The sequence below is a fragment of the Streptomyces sp. NPDC050147 genome (genome assembly GCF_040660195.1).
Lineage (GTDB): Bacteria > Actinomycetota > Actinomycetes > Streptomycetales > Streptomycetaceae > Streptomyces.
Genome location: NZ_JBFALJ010000004.1, coordinates 363,655 through 379,880, shown reverse-complemented (window position 1 = coordinate 379,880; position 16,226 = coordinate 363,655). Strand labels below are relative to the sequence as shown.

At 72.0% G+C, this 16,226-nt stretch carries 15 protein-coding genes; 5 read left to right on the top strand and 10 right to left on the bottom strand.

Features of this window, described 5'->3' with window-relative positions; all coding sequences use genetic code 11:
- Positions 1 to 33: 33 nt before the first annotated feature.
- The 5 genes from AB0I94_RS10210 to AB0I94_RS10190 are packed head-to-tail and all read right to left on the bottom strand — an operon-like array spanning position 34 to position 4,921.
- The gene (locus tag AB0I94_RS10210) at positions 34 to 1,299 is read right to left on the bottom strand and encodes an ABC transporter substrate-binding protein (protein ID WP_363309015.1); all 1,266 of its coding nucleotides are present in this window, start codon (positions 1,297 to 1,299) and stop codon (positions 34 to 36) included.
- The gene (locus tag AB0I94_RS10205; protein ID WP_363309040.1) at positions 1,296 to 2,357 is read right to left on the bottom strand and encodes a branched-chain amino acid ABC transporter permease; all 1,062 of its coding nucleotides are present in this window, start codon (positions 2,355 to 2,357) and stop codon (positions 1,296 to 1,298) included. The genes AB0I94_RS10210 and AB0I94_RS10205 overlap by 4 nt, the downstream gene beginning before the upstream one ends.
- A gap of 46 nt (positions 2,358 to 2,403) precedes the next feature.
- Entirely contained in the window at positions 2,404 to 3,294 is an 891-nt protein-coding gene (locus AB0I94_RS10200; RefSeq protein WP_363309014.1) for a branched-chain amino acid ABC transporter permease, read from the bottom strand.
- Positions 3,291 to 4,112: an ABC transporter ATP-binding protein gene (locus tag AB0I94_RS10195; protein ID WP_363309013.1), complete on the bottom strand. Its 822-nt coding sequence runs from the start codon at positions 4,110 to 4,112 to the stop codon at positions 3,291 to 3,293. Before AB0I94_RS10195 ends, AB0I94_RS10200 begins: the two co-directional genes overlap by 4 nt.
- Positions 4,109 to 4,921 carry an ABC transporter ATP-binding protein gene (locus AB0I94_RS10190; protein WP_363309012.1) on the bottom strand — a complete coding sequence of 271 codons (813 nt, stop codon included), beginning with the start codon at positions 4,919 to 4,921 and terminating at the stop codon, positions 4,109 to 4,111. The genes AB0I94_RS10195 and AB0I94_RS10190 overlap by 4 nt, the downstream gene beginning before the upstream one ends.
- Before the next feature lie 262 nt (positions 4,922 to 5,183).
- On the opposite strand from AB0I94_RS10190, the gene AB0I94_RS10185 reads away from it, so the two are divergent.
- Positions 5,184 to 6,383: a helix-turn-helix domain-containing protein gene (locus AB0I94_RS10185; RefSeq protein WP_363309011.1), complete on the top strand. Its 1,200-nt coding sequence runs from the start codon at positions 5,184 to 5,186 to the stop codon at positions 6,381 to 6,383.
- Positions 6,384 to 6,698: 315 nt separating this feature from the next.
- Here AB0I94_RS10185 and AB0I94_RS10180 read toward each other — a convergent pair whose 3' ends face one another.
- Positions 6,699 to 7,820, bottom strand: coding sequence for a glycerate kinase (locus tag AB0I94_RS10180; RefSeq protein WP_363309039.1), 1,122 nt, complete (start codon positions 7,818 to 7,820; stop codon positions 6,699 to 6,701).
- A 335-nt stretch (positions 7,821 to 8,155) separates the two neighbouring features.
- Between AB0I94_RS10180 and AB0I94_RS10175 the strand changes: the two genes are divergently transcribed.
- On the top strand, positions 8,156 to 9,217 hold the full coding sequence (locus AB0I94_RS10175) for an ADP-ribosylglycohydrolase family protein (RefSeq protein WP_363309010.1): 1,062 nt from the start codon (positions 8,156 to 8,158) through the stop codon (positions 9,215 to 9,217).
- A gap of 29 nt (positions 9,218 to 9,246) precedes the next feature.
- Positions 9,247 to 9,738 (top strand): NUDIX hydrolase, encoded by a 492-nt coding sequence (locus AB0I94_RS10170; RefSeq protein ID WP_363309009.1) that lies wholly within the window; start codon positions 9,247 to 9,249, stop codon positions 9,736 to 9,738.
- Positions 9,739 to 9,778: 40 nt separating this feature from the next.
- Here the strand turns inward: AB0I94_RS10170 and AB0I94_RS10165 are convergent, their stop codons facing one another.
- From AB0I94_RS10165 to AB0I94_RS10155, 3 genes are all read right to left on the bottom strand, one after another.
- The gene (locus AB0I94_RS10165) at positions 9,779 to 10,282 is read right to left on the bottom strand and encodes a methylated-DNA--[protein]-cysteine S-methyltransferase (RefSeq protein WP_363309008.1); all 504 of its coding nucleotides are present in this window, start codon (positions 10,280 to 10,282) and stop codon (positions 9,779 to 9,781) included.
- A 24-nt stretch (positions 10,283 to 10,306) separates the two neighbouring features.
- A complete protein-coding gene (locus AB0I94_RS10160) occupies positions 10,307 to 11,779 on the bottom strand; it encodes an AlkA N-terminal domain-containing protein (RefSeq protein WP_363309038.1) in 1,473 nt (490 codons plus the stop codon).
- A 124-nt stretch (positions 11,780 to 11,903) separates the two neighbouring features.
- On the bottom strand, positions 11,904 to 13,322 hold the full coding sequence (locus AB0I94_RS10155; RefSeq protein WP_363309007.1) for an NAD(P)/FAD-dependent oxidoreductase: 1,419 nt from the start codon (positions 13,320 to 13,322) through the stop codon (positions 11,904 to 11,906).
- Between the two features lie 98 nt (positions 13,323 to 13,420).
- On the opposite strand from AB0I94_RS10155, the gene AB0I94_RS10150 reads away from it, so the two are divergent.
- On the top strand, positions 13,421 to 14,017 hold the full coding sequence (locus tag AB0I94_RS10150; protein ID WP_363309006.1) for a hypothetical protein: 597 nt from the start codon (positions 13,421 to 13,423) through the stop codon (positions 14,015 to 14,017).
- Here the strand turns inward: AB0I94_RS10150 and AB0I94_RS10145 are convergent.
- Positions 13,953 to 14,783, bottom strand: coding sequence for an inositol monophosphatase family protein (locus tag AB0I94_RS10145; protein ID WP_363309005.1), 831 nt, complete (start codon positions 14,781 to 14,783; stop codon positions 13,953 to 13,955). The genes AB0I94_RS10150 and AB0I94_RS10145 overlap by 65 nt on opposite strands.
- Before the next feature lie 340 nt (positions 14,784 to 15,123).
- Between AB0I94_RS10145 and AB0I94_RS10140 the strand changes: the two genes are divergently transcribed.
- Positions 15,124 to 16,218: a chemotaxis protein gene (locus AB0I94_RS10140; RefSeq protein WP_363309004.1), complete on the top strand. Its 1,095-nt coding sequence runs from the start codon at positions 15,124 to 15,126 to the stop codon at positions 16,216 to 16,218.
- Positions 16,219 to 16,226 lie beyond the last annotated feature (8 nt).

Here is a 16,226-nt window from a genome sequence, read left to right as displayed (position 1 = left end):
CCCCTTCTGGTTGTTCGTTCGTTCAGGCACTTCTCAGGCGCCGGGTGTGTATCCCTCGGCCGCTGCCGCCGCTTCCGGCTCCCTGGCGACCTTCATGCCGCCCGTCACGCCCTTGTCGGGGCGCAGGATCACGCTCTCCTTGGAGGAGGGCGCCTTCGGGTCGCTGAAGTCCTGCTTGACGCCGAAGCCCGTGTCGTAGGCGTCGATCGTCAGGAGGGCCTTGTCCACGCCCTCACGGGTCAGGTCCTTGCTCTCGCACGCCTTCTTCAGGGCCTCGCCGAAGACGGACGCCGCGGTCCAGCCGGCCGTGACGCCGTTGTCCAGGGAGTCCTTGGGGTACGCCTTCTTGTAGTCGGCGACCAGCTTCTTCGCCGCGGGGGTTTCCGCGCCGATCGGGAGGGTCGGCGAGGCCACGTAGTAGTTCGCGGCCAGGGCCGGGCCCGCCTGGGTGCCCAGGAGCTGGGGGGAGAACGCCGAGTTGTTGCCGATGATCGGCACGTCGAACTTGCCCGCCGCCGCGACACCCACCAGCGAGGCCGCCTGCCGGGGGCCCGCGCTGAGCACCACGGCCTTGACCCCGGCCTTCTTCAGGGCGGCGACCTGCGCCGTCATGTCGTTGTCGGTGGCCTTGATCTTCTGCTCCACGACGGTGAGCCCCGACTCCTTCGCCATGTACTGCGAGCCCTTCAGGGCGTTCTCGCCGTAGTCGCCCTCGAAGTAGACATGGCCGAGCTTGTCGCCCTTCTTGAGGCCCTTCTCCTTCATCAGGAAGTCGATCGCGTTGATCGTCTCCAGGTCGTACGTCGAGCCGACGACCCGGACGTACGGGCTGCCGAGCAGGTTCGCCGACCAGGCCTGCGGCAGTACGAGCCCCTTGTTGGAGTCGACCCGCTGCTTGACCGCGGCGACGAACGGGGAGCCGATGAACTGGGCGAAGCCGAGGACGTCCGGCTCCAGCTCGGTGTACGCGGCGACCGCCTTCTGGGGGTCGTAGCCGTGGTCGCGGACGGTCAGCTTCAGCTTGCGGCCGCAGATGCCGCCGTCGGCGTTGGTCTGCTTGACGTAGAGCTGCTGGGCCTGTGTGACGCTCTTGCCGAGCGTCGCGTAGACGCCGGTCATGTCGGTGAGCACACCGAGGTTGATCGTCTTGGCGGAGACGCCGACACCGGACTTGACCCCGCCCGCATCCTCCTTGTCGCCCTTGTCGTCCCCCGCCTTGGAGCTGCAACCCGCGACCGCGAGCAGCGCGGCGAGCGCCGTCGCCGTCGCCGTGGTCCTTTTCAACCTGCGTGAACTCATTGTTCCTCCCCTGGAGTGTGGCCGGACTTCGGCCTGGAGCGCCGGGCGGTGATGCTGGCCAGACCGCCGGGCAGGAACAGCACCACCGCCACGACGGCGGCGCCGTACAGATACCGGGATGCCTCACCCGGTGTGATCCCGCCACTGCCGGGGGCCGCGACCAGGGGCAGCGCGTCGCTGTACCGGGTCAGGAGCTGCGGCAGCAGGGACACCACGGCGGCGCCGGCCACCGCGCCCGCGACCGAGCCGAGGCCGCCGATGACGATCATGGCGAGGAATTCGAGGGACAGCGTCATGCCGAAGTAGTCCGGCACGGTGCGCTGGAAGATCAGGGCGAGCAGGACGCCCGCGAGGCCCGCGTACATCGACGACAGGATGAAGACGCCGGCGCGGTAGCGGGCGACGGGCACTCCGATGACACCCGCGGCGATGCGGTGGTCGCGGATGGCGTTCATGGCGCGTCCGGGGCGGCCCCGCAGCACGCCGCGGGCGAAGAGGCCGCAGCCGAGCAGCAGGACGAGCCCCGCGTACCAGAGCTTCTCCGAGGCCCCGAACGGCACGGCGGCCACCACGAGCTCGCTGTCGTCGAAGGTGATGCCGAAGACGCTCAGCGGCGGCACGTCGCGTCCGTTGGAGCCGCCCGTCAGGTCGTGGGCGTTGAAGAGCACGTGCTGCCCGATGAAGATGAGCGCGAGGGTCGCGATGCCGAGGTAGGCGCCGCGCAGGCGTCCCGCGATGGGGCTGAAGAGCCCGCCCGCGATCCCCGCGACGACGACGGCCAGGGCGGCGGCGATCCAGGTGGGGAGCCCGAGGCCGCTCAGGCCGTCCTCCCCGTCCCCCGCGAAGACGCAGTATCCGTACGCGCCGATCGCGAGGAAGAAGGCGTGTCCCATGGAGAGCTGGCCGGTCGCGCCGGTGAGGAGGTTGAGGCCGATCGCGCCGATGGCGGCGGCCATGGCGAAGAGGCCCGCCTGGAGCCAGAACCGGTCGAGGTAGAAGGGCAGGGCGAGCAGGAGCACGGCGCCCGCGATCCAGACGTACGTGCGGTGACGGCTCAGCCTCGTACGGCCTCGGGAGCGCAGTCCCCGTCCACGGGCCAGGACTTCAGACACGGGCGAGCTCCTTCGTGCCGAAGAGTCCGGCGGGCCGGATGAGGAGGATGACGGTCATGACGAGGTAGGGCGCCAGGTCGCCGAGGCCCCGGCCGAGGAAGGTGAGTTCGCTCTGGTAACCGGTGGCGAGCGACTCCGTGACCCCGACCACGAGCCCGCCGACGAGCGCTCCCGTGGTGGAGTCGAGGCCGCCGAGGATCGCCGCGGGGAACGCCTTCAGCGCGGCCAGTGAGGTGGCCCGTTCGAGCCCCGGGGTCGGGAAGACGGTGAGGAAGAGCGCCGCCACCGCGGCGAGGCCGCCCGCCACCGCCCAGGCGCCGAGCGAGACCCGGCCCAGGCGCACGCCCATCAGGGCCGCGGTCTCGGGGCTCTCGGCGGCGGCCCGCATCGCCACGCCCCAGGAGGTGTAGCGGAAGGCGAGCAGGAAGACGGTGATCAGGAGCGCGGCGGCGACGAACGCGGCGATGCGCGTGTGCGCGATGGAGATCGACCCGAGGGTGAGCACCGAGTCGCCCCAGGGATCACCGAGCGCCAGCACATCGGTGCCCAGGCGCCGGGTGAGTTCGGTGATGAGCAGGATGTCGACGCCGATCGTGACGATGGCGAGAACGCTGTGGTCCGAGCCCCGGTAGCGCCGCATGACCAGGAAGTCGATGGCGGCGCCGACGACGGCGGCGCCCGCGATGCCGACGAGCAGCGCCGGCCAGAAGCCGATGTCGTCGTGGAGGGACGCGGTGACGTAGCCGCCGGCCAGGAGCAGTGAGGCGTGCGCGAAGTTCACGACTTCGGTGGCCCGGAAGATGACGACGAAGCCGAGTGCGATGAGGGCGTAGACGGACCCCATCGAGAGGCCGTTGAGGAGAAGCTCGACGAAGGTGGTCACGAGGCCGCCTCCTCTCCCAGGTAGGCGCGTACGACCGCGGGGTCGTTCTGTACGGCCGCCGGGCTGCCGTCCGCTATGCGCCGGCCGAAGTCGAGTACGGTCACCGCGTCAGCGAGCCGCATCACCACCCCCATGTCGTGTTCCACCAGGACGATCGAGATTCCGAGGCTGTCGCGGACGCCCGCGATGACGGCGGCCGTGCGTTGCCGCTCGTCCGCGGTCATGCCCGCGACGGGTTCGTCGAGCAGGAGCAGCCGGGGCTCCATGCACAAGGCGCGGGCGAGTTCGGCGAGTTTCTGCTGCCCGTACGGCAAGGAGCCGGCCGGGGCGTGCAGTTGATGTTCGATGCCGACGAACGCCGCTATCTCGCGGACCCGTTCGCGGTGGTCGCGCTCCTCGCGCGCCGCCGACGGCAGGCGTAGACCCGCGGCGAGGAAGCCGGTGCGGGTCAGCCGGTGGCGACCGAGCATCAGGCTGTCGGCGACCGTCGCGCGCGGCGGCAGGGCGAGGTTCTGGAAGATCCGGGCGACGCCGAGATCGGCGATGCGGTGCGGAGGCATCGTCGTCAGCTCGTGCTCGCCGAAGCGGACGCTGCCGCCGGTGGCGCGGTAGACGCCGGACAGGACGTTGAAGCAGGTGGACTTTCCCGCGCCGTTGGGGCCGATGATGGCATGCACGGTGCCTGGCCGTACGGTGAAACTGATGGCGTCGAGCGCGGTGAGGCCCGCGAAGCGGACGGTCAACTCCCTGACGTCCAGAGCGGGTACGTCGTCTTCTCGTGCTCGCGTCACATCTGCCGTCGGGTGGTTCTCGGTCATCGTCGGCCCGCCCATCGCTGTAGCACCGGCAGCGCGCTGACGCCGCGCGAGGCGTCGGCTGCGGCGGTCTCGTCGACCACGCCGAGGTAGCGGCGGCGTACCTCGTCGGATGCGGACAGCTCGTCCGCGGGGCCCGCGAGTGCCACTTCGCCCACGTCCAGGACGTACGCACGCGACGCGAGGCGCAGTGCGAGCGCGGCGTTCTGTTCGACGAGGAGGACCGAGGTGCCCTGGGCGTTGATCTCCTGGATGGTCTCGGCGATGCGTGCCGCCATCAAGGGGGCGAGCCCCAGGGAGGGTTCGTCCAGGAGCAGCAGTTTCGGTTCGGCCATCAGCGCCCTGCCCACGGCGAGCATCTGCTGCTCGCCGCCCGAGAGGAGCCCGGCCCGCTGGCCCGCGCGCTCGGCGAGCACCGGGAAGAGTTCATGGACACGGCCCAGGGCCCTGGCCTTCGCGGCCCGGCTTCCGGCGGAGCCGAGGGCGCCCGAGCGCAGGTTGTCGGCGACGGTCATTCGAGCGAAGACCCTTCTGCCTTCCGGCACTTGGGATACCCCGGCGGCGACCACCCGGTCCGCGTGCAGAGAGTCGATGCGCCGTCCGCCGAAGTGGATGGAGCCGGTGGTGAGCGCCCCCCGGTGAAAGGCGAGGGTGCGTGAAATGGCGCGCAGGAGCGTCGACTTGCCCGCGCCGTTGCCGCCGAGGACGGCGACGACGGCACCGTCCGGTACTTCGAGCGACACCTGGCGCAGTGCGCGCACCGGCCCGTATCCGACCGACGCGTCCTGTACGACCAGTCCGGAACCACCCACCTGGGACCCCCTGTCCTCTGCCTGCTCTGTTCGTGTCGCTTCGGCCCGCCCGTGCCGCTCGGCCCGCCGCGTGGCGCTCAGCCCAGCACCGCCGCGCCCGCCCGTCCACGGCCTGTGTCCGAATCGCTGCGGGTGACCAGCGGGACCGGCCACCGGTTGTGCACGGGCACAACACCCCGTGTCAGGGGCCTGCCAGGGGTGGCCGAGCGGTGGCATCCTCCGCAGGACAGAGGCAGGGCGGGCGGCGGCGATGGGGGGATCCATGAGCGGGCGCAGGCCACGAACGGGCCACGACTGGAAGGTGCTCGAGGAGGCGTGCGTGGCGCTGAAGCCCCGCATTCCCGAGCTGGTGGACGAACACTTGCGGCAACTCTTCGAACACTCTCCGGTGTACGCGCGGGTGCTGCCGTACGACCAGCAGTGGCGGGAGGCGGAGGAGGCGATGCGCATCGGCATCGAGACCATCTCGGCGCCGCGCGCGTCACCGCGCCGCGATCTGGAGTACGCGGAGGAGGCGGGCCGCCGCCGGGCCCAGCAGGGTCTTCCGCTCGATCTGGTGGTGCACTCGTACCGCAACGCGGGCTACCTGGTCTGGGACTCGCTGCTCGAAGGCACGGTGGGGCAGGACTCGGAGAAGCTCGCGGTCCTGATGCGGTCGGCGACGATGGTGTGGGCGGCGGTCGACGCGCAGGCGGCGGCCGCGTCCGACGCCTACCGGGCGACGGAGATGGAGCTTCGGCGCCGCACCGACGAGCAGTTGCAGGCGCTCCTCGACGCGCTCCTGGAGGGCCAGTCGGCGCCCGGACTCGCCGCGCGGGTGGCCGCGGGGCTCGATCTGCCGGAGCGCGGGCCGTACGCGGTGGTGGTGCTGCGGGCCGAGCGACGCGACGGACGTGCCGCGTTCCACCGGCAGATTCAGCGGGCCGGGTTCCGTTTCGTCTGGCGGATGCGGACGGACCGGGAGGTGGGCGTGGTGGCGCTCGGGGCCGAGGAGGGCCTTGACGAGCTGGCCGCGGCGCTGCAGGGGCGGTGCCCCGGGCCCGGTGGCATCAGCCCCGTGGTGGCGGGGCTCTCCGAACTCGGCCATGCGCGGCGCCTCGCCGAGCTGGCGCTGCGTACGTGCCCGCCGGACGCGACCGGGATCGTACGGCTCGACCAGCGGATGCCGACGGCTCTGGTGGTGAGCCAGCCGGAGCTGGCGGAGCGGCTCGTGTCGGACGTCTTCGGGGAGGTGCTCGCGCTGGAACCGGCCGACCGGGCGGTGCTCCTGGAGACGCTGGACGCGTGGCTGCTGTGCGAGGGGTCGGCGGGGCGGGCCGCGGGGCGGCTCTACTGCCACCGGAACACGGTGTTCAACCGCTTGCGGCGCCTTGAACAGCTGACCGCGCGATCGCTTGCGCGGCCACGGGACCTGATGGAGATGACGCTGGCCCTCGATGCGTATCGGCTGGCGCCGGGCTAGAGCGGGGTTCTCCCGCGCCCGGCGGCCGGGGGTCGCCGTTGGTCACCGGCTCCGCCGAGTTCGTCCTCAAACGCCGGACGGGCTGAAACTCCAGCCCGCCCGGCGGTGCGAGGGCGCCCGTCAGGGGCGCGGCCGGCTCCCGCCTGCGGGAGGCCGCAATCCGGGCGCCGCAAGGGGCGCGGGGAACTGCGCGGGCAACTCCCACCGGCGGGAGGCCGGAATCCGGGCCCCATAAGGGGCGCGGGGAACTGCGCGGGCAACTCCCACCGGCGCAAGGCGTTGGTCCCGCGCCCAGCCCCAGCCCCAGCACAGCGTCTAGCTCAGGAAGTCCCTCGCGATGTTCTCCGCCACCGTTTCCAGGATGGGGCCCGCCTCGGCGATGCAGCGGGCCACGTCCGGCTCCACGTCAGTGAGGGCGTACGCGCGGCGGATGCCCGCCTTTCCGAGGGCCTCCGCCGGGAGTGCCAGACGGCCGCAGACCGCCACGACCTCTACGCCCGCCGCGCGAGCCGCCGCCGCGACACCCGCGGGGGCCTTGCCGTGGAGGGTCTGCTCGTCCAGTGAGCCCTCCCCGGTGATCACCAGCGACGCCCGCGCGAGGGCGGGCGCGAAGCCGAGGACGTCCAGCATGACCTCGATCCCGGGGCGGAAGCTCGCGCCGAGCCCGACGAGGGCGCCGTAACCGATGCCGCCCGCCGCCCCGGCTCCGGGGGATTTCGCGTACTCCAGGGCGGAGGAGCCCACCGACTCGGCGAGCACCTGCGCGAAGTGCGCGAGAGCCGCGTCCAGCTCGGCGACGTCCTCCGGGGCCGCACCCTTCTGCGGTCCGTAGACCGCCGGAGCGCCCTTCGGTCCCGTCAGCGGGTTGTCCACGTCGCTGGCCAGGACCAGGTCGACCGAGGCGAAGCGCTTGTCGAGCCCGGAGAGGTCCGCCGTGGCCAGGGTGGACAGCGGGCCTCCTCCCGGCGCCACCGGCGCACCCGCCGCGTCCAGGAAGACCGCGCCGAGCGCGGCCAGCATGCCGGCCCCGCCGTCCGTCGTCGCACTGCCCCCGACGCCGAAGACGATGGTCCGCGCGCCCGCGTCGAGCGCGGCGCTCAGCAGCTCCCCGGAGCCGTACGTCGTGGACGTCAGCGGTGCGAAGACACCCTCGGGCAGCAGCTGGAGGCCGGACGCCTCCGCCATCTCCACCACCGCGGTCCCGTCCCGCAGCGCGTACGCCGCGGTGACCTCGTCGCCGAGCGGCCCCGTCACCCGCACCTCGCGGCGCTCGAAACCGGCCGCGACCGCCGCGGCGACCGTGCCGTCGCCGCCGTCGGCCACCGGCAGGGCCTCGACCTCCACCCGCGGGGCGACGCGGCGAAGCCCGGCCGTCACCCGCTCCGCGACCTGCACGGCCGTGAGTGAGCCCTTGAACTTGTCCGCGGCGATGAGCACATGCCCCGCCGTCCCAGCAGCGTCCGCCACCTTGCATCCCCTTGCTTTCCGGGCCTTGCTCGCGTCAAGGCAGTCGCGCCGCTGCGACCATAACCGCAGGAGGGGCCGCCTGCCCATGGCCGTCCGCATATCGGAGCCTCGGACCTCTCCCTTAAATACCCCTAAATCTGGAGATAGCGAGCCAATGCGTTCGCCGTAATGATCGATCAGTGCGCTTGGAGGGTCTGGGCCCGGCCCCCGAGGGACCTTCGAGAACCAGACAAACGTGTCACTCTCCGGGCCGAACCGCTCGCGTTGACCGGGCACGACCGCCCCGAATTCGGTAAACCGGACGCATGACCCCAGCGCGTACGGAACTCGCCGACCGTGTCCTCGGCGGCTGGATCGGGCGGATCGCGGGCAACATGCTCGGCAAACCCATCGAACGGGGCGACTACTGGACGCGGGAGCGCATCGAGAGCTATCTGCGACAGGCCGACGCGCTGCCGCTCACCGACTACCTGCCCGAACCTCCTTCCTGGGTCGAGGAGTTCCAGCTGCGGCCCGAGTGGCAGCAGTGCATGCGCGGCAGGGTGCACGGCAGCTGCCGTGACGACGACGTCGACTACGCGATCCTCGGACTGCACCTCCTGGAGACGCACGGGTTCACGTTCAGCACCGAACAGGTCGGCGAGCTGTGGCTGCTGCGCCTGCCCTATCTGCAGACGTTCACCGCGGAGCGCGCCGCGTACCGGAATCTCGCGAACGGGCTCAAGCCACCGCTCACCGCGACGTACGAGAACGCATATCAGGAGTGGATCGGCGCCCTCATCCGTGCCGACATCTTCGGCTGGACGAACCCCGGCGCACCGCGCCGCGCCGCCTCTCTCGCCCGCCGCGACGCCGTGCTCTCGCACACGGGCAACGGCGTCTACGGAGCGATGTGGGCGGCGGCGCTCGTCTCGGCCGCCTTCTCGGCCGCCACCGCGCGCGCCGCGCTCGACGCGGCGTTCGGCGTGATCCCGTCGAGCTGCCGGCTCGCCCGTACGGTGCGCCGGGTCGTCACGCTCCACGAGGCCGGGCTCAGCTGGGAGGAGACACTGGCCACCACCGAGTCGGAGACCTCCGGGCTCGGCTGGATCCATGCGGTGCCGAACTCGGCCGTCCTGACCGCCGGACTCCTGTACGGCGACGGTGACTTCACCCGCACCATCGCCCTGACGGTGCGCGGCGGCCTCGACACCGACTCCAACGGCGCGACCGCCGGGTCCGTCGCGGGAGTGCTGTGCGGGGCCAAGGCTGTTCCGGCGCAGTGGCGGGACCCTCTGGAGGACCGGGTGCGCAGCGCGGTGTTCGGTTTCGACGGGGCGCGGATCAGTGAACTGGCCGCGCGGACCGTGGCGCTGGTGGAGGAGTAGCGGTTCCGCGTCGCGTCTACCCTTTTCAGGTGACCATTCAGGATTACGCCACGTACATCGCGGGCCTCCCCCGCATCATCGCCGGAGCTGCCGCGCTCTTCCGGGACTCCGAGGGGCGGGTACTGCTCGTCGAGCCCAACTACCGTGACGGGTGGGCCCTGCCCGGCGGCACCATCGAGTCGGACGAGGGCGAGACACCGCGGCAGGGAGCGCGCCGCGAGACCGCCGAGGAGATCGGTCTCGACGTCGAGCTGGGGGCGCTGCTCGCGGTGGACTGGGTGCCGGGCACGACGCGGCCCCCGCTGGTCGCCTATCTGTACGACGGTGGAGTGCTCGGCGACGACCAGCTGAAGTCGATCAGGCTCCAGGAGGACGAGCTGCTCTCCTGGCGCCTGGTGGCCCGCGAGGATCTTCCCCGCTTCCTGCCGGGCGAGTTGGGGCTTCGGGTACGGGCCGGGCTCGACGCGCTTGACGCGGGGACGGGGACCGTGGAGCTGGAGAACGGGGTGCGGGTCGGCTGACTCGTCCGCACTGCGCGTCAGGGCCGACCCGGCGTCGGGATCAGAAGAGGGCTGCCTCCTTGTGTGGCGTTGTCGCGCCCTCGAAGACCAGCAGCCGCTGCTTGCGGTCGAGTCCGCCGCCGTAGCCGGTCAGGGAGCCGCCCGCACCGATCACCCGGTGGCACGGCACGATGACCCCGATCGGGTTCTTGCCGTTGGCCAGGCCGACGGCGCGTGAGGCATTGGGCTTGCCCAGAATGGCCGCGAGCTCCCCGTACGTACGGGTCTCGCCGTACGGAATCAGTTGCAGCTGCTGCCAGACGGTGCGCTGGAACGGCGTGCCGTCGAGGCGCATGTGAAGGTCGAACTCCTTCAACTCGCCCTCGAAGTAAGCCTCCAACTGGCTGATCGTCTCGCCGAACGGGCTCGCGTCGCGGTCGCCGAAGGTCTCCTCGGGTGGGCGGTGGCGTTGCTCTGTCATGTAGAGGCCGCTGAGGACCCCGTCGGTGGCCACGAGGGTCAGCGGGCCGTAGGGGCTGTCGATGAGGGTGTGCTGACGGTGCACGGGCTTGTCCTCTCAGGCCGGCTGTCAGGCCGGGATGTGGTTGATGGGGTGGGCGTCGGTGGCCCACAGGTACTGGACCGCGTACGCCCGCCAGGGACGCCAGGCAGCAGCCCGCCCGGTCAGCGCCGCCGGAGTGTGCGGGAGGCCGAGCTCCTGGGCCGCGCGGCGGATACCGAGGTCGGTGGGGAGGAACGCGTCCGGGTCGCCGAGCGCCCGCATCGCGATGACCTCGACGGTCCACGAGCCGAAGCCGGGCAGTTCGGTGAGCCGGGCACGAGCCTTCTGCCAGTCGCTCTCCACGCCGAGCCGCAGTGATCCGTCGGCGAGGTGACGTACGAGCGTGGTCAGGGTGGTGCGGCGGCTGCGCGGCAGCGCGAGCGCCTCCGGGTCGAGCGCGGCCAGGGCTTCTGGCGCCGGGAAGAGGTGGGTGAGGCCGCCCTCGGGATCGTCGACCGGCTCGCCGTGCGCGGTGACCAGGCGGGCGGCGTGGGTGCGTGCGGCGGCGGTGGACACCTGCTGGCCGAGTACCGCGCGTACGGCGAACTCCGCCTCGTCGACCGTGCGCGGCACGCGGCGGCCCGGCGCCTTGGCCACGAGGGGCGCGAGCAGCCGATCCGTGCTCAGCTGGGCGTCCACCGCGACCGGGTCCGCGTCCAGGTCGAGCATGCGGCGGCAGCGGCTGATGGCGATCGTGAGGTCGCGCATGTCGGTGAGGCCGAGGCGGCAGGCGATGTGGTCCGGGGCCGGGGTGAGGGCGACGACCCCGTGACCGTACGGGAGGCGGAGCGTGCGGCGGTACGCGCCGTCGCGCCACTCCTCGACGCCGGGTACCGCGGTGGCGATGAGGTGGCCGAAGAGGTTGTCGGGGTTGAGCGGGGCCCGGAAGGGGAGACGGAGCGAGAGCGCGCCGGGGGCGGCGACCCTGCTCGCGGACCTCGGGGCGCGGTCCCTCAGTTCGCCCGGGGCCAGGGCGAAGACCTCGCGGACGGTGTCGTTGAAGGTGCGGATCGAGGCGAAGCCCGCCGCGAAGGCGATCTCCGCCATGGGCAGGGTGGTCGTCTCGATGAGGAGGCGGGCGGTCTGGGCGCGCTGGGCCCTGGCCAGGGCGAGGGGTCCCGCGCCGAGTTCCGCGAGGAGTTGGCGCTCCACCTGGCGGGTGCTGTAGCCGAGGCGGGTGGCGAGGCCCGGGACTCCCTCGCGGTCCACCACGCCGTCCGCGATGAGGCGCATCGCGCGAGCCACGAGGTCGGCGCGCTGATTCCACTCGGGGGACCCCGGACTGCTGTCGGGGCGACACCGCTTGCAGGCCCGGAACCCTGCCTGCTGACAGGCCGCCGCGCTCGGATAGAAGCTCATGTTCTCGGGCTTCGGGGGGACCACGGGGCAGCTGGGGCGGCAGTAGATGCGGGTGGTGGTGACGGCGGTGTAGAACCAGCCGTCGAACCGGGCATCCTTCGACTGCACCGCACGTATGCAGCGTTCGGCGTCGGAATGCATCGCGGGAAGCGGCGGGGAGCTCGTGGTCATGCCTCAAGGATCGGGCACGGGGGCGGGGGTGGCTGGCGAGAATCCGACATCGAGGTGGAGGCAGAGGGTGGGGGTGTGGGCTGGGGCGGGGCGATCAGCGCGATAGCCCTGAGCGGAGCCTGCGCCAGACCGCCTTCGCCGCGTTGTGCCCCGACATGCCGTGCACACCGGGCCCGGGGGGCGTCGCGGACGAGCAGATGAACACGGACGGATGCGCGGTGCCGTACGGGAAGAGGGAGAGCTTGGGGCGCAGCAGCAGTTGGAGGCCGCTGGCGGCGCCGCAGGCGATGTCACCGCCCACGTAGTTGGCGTTGCGGGCGGCCACGGCGGGCGGGCCCGCGGTGGCGCGGGCGAGGACGCGGTCACGGAAGCCGGGCGCGAAACGCTCCAGTTGGCGCTCGATCGCGTCGGTGAGATCACCGTCCCAGCCGTTCGGCACATGGCCGTACGCCCAGAAGACCTGCTTGCCCGCGGGTGCGCGGGACGGGTCGACGAGGCTGGGCTGCACGGTGATCAGGAACGGCGGGTCGGGTGCGCGGTTCTCGCGCGACGCGGCGTCGAGCGCGGCGCCGATCTCGGCGCTGCTGCCGCCCACCTGCACGGTGCCCGCCGCCCTGGCCTCCTGCGCCGTCCACGGGACAGGGCCGTCGAGGGCGTAATCGATCTTGAAGACGCCCGCGCCATAGCGGTACTTCTCATAGCTGCGCCCCAGGCCCGCGATCCGGGCCAGCGCGGTGGGCGAGGTGTCGAAGACGTACGCGCGCGCCGGCGGCAGGTCGTCGAGCCGCTTGACCTCGTAGTCCGTGTGGACCGTGCCGCCGAGGTCCTTCAGATACGCGGTGAGCGCGTCCGAGATCGACTGTGAGCCGCCCCGGGCGACCGGCCAGCCGCGGGCGTGCGCGGACAGCGCGAAGACCATGCCGACGGCGCCGGTGGCGATCCCGCCCAGCGGCGCCATGACGTGGGCGACGAGCCCGGCGAACAGGGCGCGGGCCCGGTCGTCACGGAAGCGCCGCATCAGCCAGGTGGAGGGCGGCAGGCCCGTGAGGCCGAAGCGCGCGAGGGCCACGGGGTCGCGCGGCAAAGCGGTCGAGGGCAGCGCCATGAAGTCCCGCAGGAGGCCGTCCCACTTGCTGAGGAAGGGGTCGACGAGTCGTCTGTACGCTCCCGCGTCGCGCGGCCCGAACGAGGCGGCGGTCTCGGCGACGGAGCGGGACAGCACGGCCGCGCTGCCGTCCGTGAAGGGGTGCGCCATGGGCAGCTCGGGCTGGAGCCACTCAAGGCCGTACCGGTCGAGGGGCATGGTGCGGAACACGGGTGAGTTGATGCCCAGCGGGTGCGCGGCGGAACAGGGGTCGTGCCGGAACCCCGGGAGCGTCAGCTCCTCGGTCCTCGCACCGCCGCCGACGGTGTCCTTGGCCTCGAACACGGCCACCGAGAAGCCGCGGCGGGCCAGCTCGACGGCAGCGGTCAGACCGTTCGGTCCCGCCCCCACGATGACGGCATCAAGCATCGACGGCACCTTCGGACTCCTTTGTCAGCCGATGGCCTCTGCCGCCCAGGATAGGCCGGGCCGGCGACAGCGCCGTGGGCGCGGGTAGCCTCTGACGGGTGACGTACTGGTTCCGCCGTGCTGACGCGGGCTCCGACGACTGGTTCGAGACGGGGCACGACCGCGTCGCCGTGCGACAGGCGTCCTTCACCGACCCGCACGGCCCGGCTTCCGTGGCGGCCTCGCGCGACGAACTCGCCTGGGTACTCGGCCAGTTCGAGTCGCTGGGGGCTCAGCTGTACGAGGTGAGGTACGGCGCACTGGCGGGCGGCCCCGTCCGTACCGGTGAGCCGGTCTCCGAGGCGGAGTTCGAGGCCGCTTGGCAGCGGGCCCGCCACAGCCGGAACATGACGGCGTCGGAAACGGGCGGCCCACTCCCTCGGGGCACCCGCCTGACCGGCACGGTCAGCAAGCTGCCGTGGGGCCCGGGGCGGACCGGGCTCTTCGTCGACCTGGGGCTGCCGATCACCGGTTTCGTGGATCTGGGGCATCTTCTGTTCGACCCCGCGGACTGGCCGGACGTCGGCACCGTCACGGAGTTCGAGGTCACCACCGTGCGTTTCAATTTCCCGCCGTGCGGTGTCCCGCAGATCAGGCTGCGGCCGACAGCAGTTCCACCACCCGGTCGACCGTGGCGGCATCCCGCCCTGCGGTGAACGGCAGTGCGTTGCCGCCCTCTATTCGGAAGGGCTCACCCGAGACGGTCCGATTGCTGCCACCGGCCTCGGCCACGAGCAGCAGTCCCGCCGCGTGGTCCCAGGCGAGCTCCCAGGAGAAGGCGACCGCGTCCAGCTCACCCCTGGCGATGGCCAGATACTCGAGTCCGGCCGAGCCGCAGGGGCGCGGCGCCACACCCGCCACGCGCAGGCCCAGCAGTGCGTCCTTCTGCTCGGGCGTGGTGAAGTCCGGGTGCGAGGTCGCCACCTCCAGGACTTCCCCGGGCGAACCGGCCACGAGCCGCTCGCCGTCGAGCCAGGCGCCCCTGCCGCGCAGGGCGACCGCCATCTCGTCGAGCGCCGGGGCGTATGTCCAGGAGGCGATCACCTCGCCGCGCCACGCCAGCGCGATCAGCATGCAGAATCCGGGGTTGCCGTGCACGAACTGCCGTGTGCCGTCCACGGGGTCGACGATCCATACCGCCGCGTCGGTGCGTATCGCCTCGTACAGCGAGGGGTCCGCGTGCACCGCTTCTTCTCCTACGACCACGGAGCCGGGGAGCAGCGTGGTGAGTGCTTCCGTCAGCTGCTCCTCGGCGAGCCGGTCGGCCACCGTCACGAGGTCGTGCGGCCCGCTCTTCTGGACGACATCGCCCTCGGCGAGCTGCCGGAACCGCGGCATGACCTCGGCCGCCGCGGCCTTGCGGAGGGCTTCTTCGACATCGGGGACGCCACGTACGAGAAAGTCTTCGATCGCTTCGATCATGCATCCATGAGAGCACGCCGGACTGACAATCCGTACGGCCCAGGGGAAGGGGGCATGGATTCGAGATGAATCCCACGTGACCCGGGCCCTGGGCCTGTCTACGCCTCGCCCCTACGGCCCCACCTGCATGAACAGACCCTTCCCGCCCTAGTGGGACGACACCCGGGGCGACTCCCGGGTCTGGCCCCTGCAAACTGCGCCGCCGCAGCGAAAGCCTGCTCGCCCGTGCCACGCCTGGGGGAAATGCCATGGCCAGGGAACCGGCATAAGGTGCATTTCATGGCGTAAACCCCTCCCGGAGGGCTCCTCATCCGCCGCCCCGCCCCGAAAGGGTCATTCCATGCATCCCTCCCTCAATCCGGCCACACTGGCCGAGCTGCGCCGGCCGCGCCCCTACCCCGCCGTCACGGTCCTGCTGCCGACCCACCGCAGGGAGCCGGACAACGCCCAGGACCCCGTGCGGCTGCGGAACCTCGTCGCCGAGGCCAAGGAGCGCCTGAAGTCCGACCCGGCCGTGGCCAGGGAGCAGCGGATCGAGGTGGCCGCGCAGCTGGACCGGGCGGTGGCGGAGATCGACCTCGTGCACGCCGAGGACGGGCTCGCCCTCTTCGCCGCCCCGGGCGAGCACCAGGTGTGGTCGCTGGCCAGGACGGTGCCGTCGCGCGTGGTGCTCTCGGACACCTTCCTGACGCGCAACGTCGTCGCGGCCCAGGCCGCCGAACGTCCGTACTGGGTCCTCGCCGTCTCGGCCGCCCGGGTCTCGCTGTGGAGCGGCACCCCGGAGCGGGTCGTCGAGCACACGGCGGACGGTTTCCCGCTGACCCGGACCCTCGACGACCCCGACGCCGAGCGCAAGGAGCGGATCGGCGACCTGCCGAGCACCTTCCGCGACGAGCACACGCGCAAGTTCCTGCGCGAGGCCGACCAGACCGCGGCCGGTGTGCTCCACGCCCACCCACGCCCCCTGCTCGTGGCCGGGGAAGCCCAGGCGCTCTCCCTCCTCGACGACGTCGGCACGGTCATCAAGGCGGCCACTCGGCTGCCGCACGGCGGCCTCGCGCACGGCCCCGCGGACGCGGTGTGGCAGGCGGCACGCCCCTTCCTCGCCACCCGCGAGAAGGCCGACCTCGACTCCGTCGTCCATGAGTTGGACGCGGCGCAGGGGCGGCGCCAGTATGCCGCCGGTCTTGACGAGGTCTGGCAGAACGTGACGACGGACCGGGTGCGCCTCCTCGCCGTGGAGGACACCTACCAGGCGACCGTGCGCGACGACGGCGGGCATCTCGTACCGGCCGACGGCGATGACTTCGACGCGGTGGACGACGTGGTCGACGACATCGTCGAGCGTGCCCTGGACACCGGCGCGCAGGTCCGGTTCGTACCCGAGGGCACACTCACCGGCCGCGGCCGGATCGCCTGCGCGCTGCGGTACTGACGCAAGCC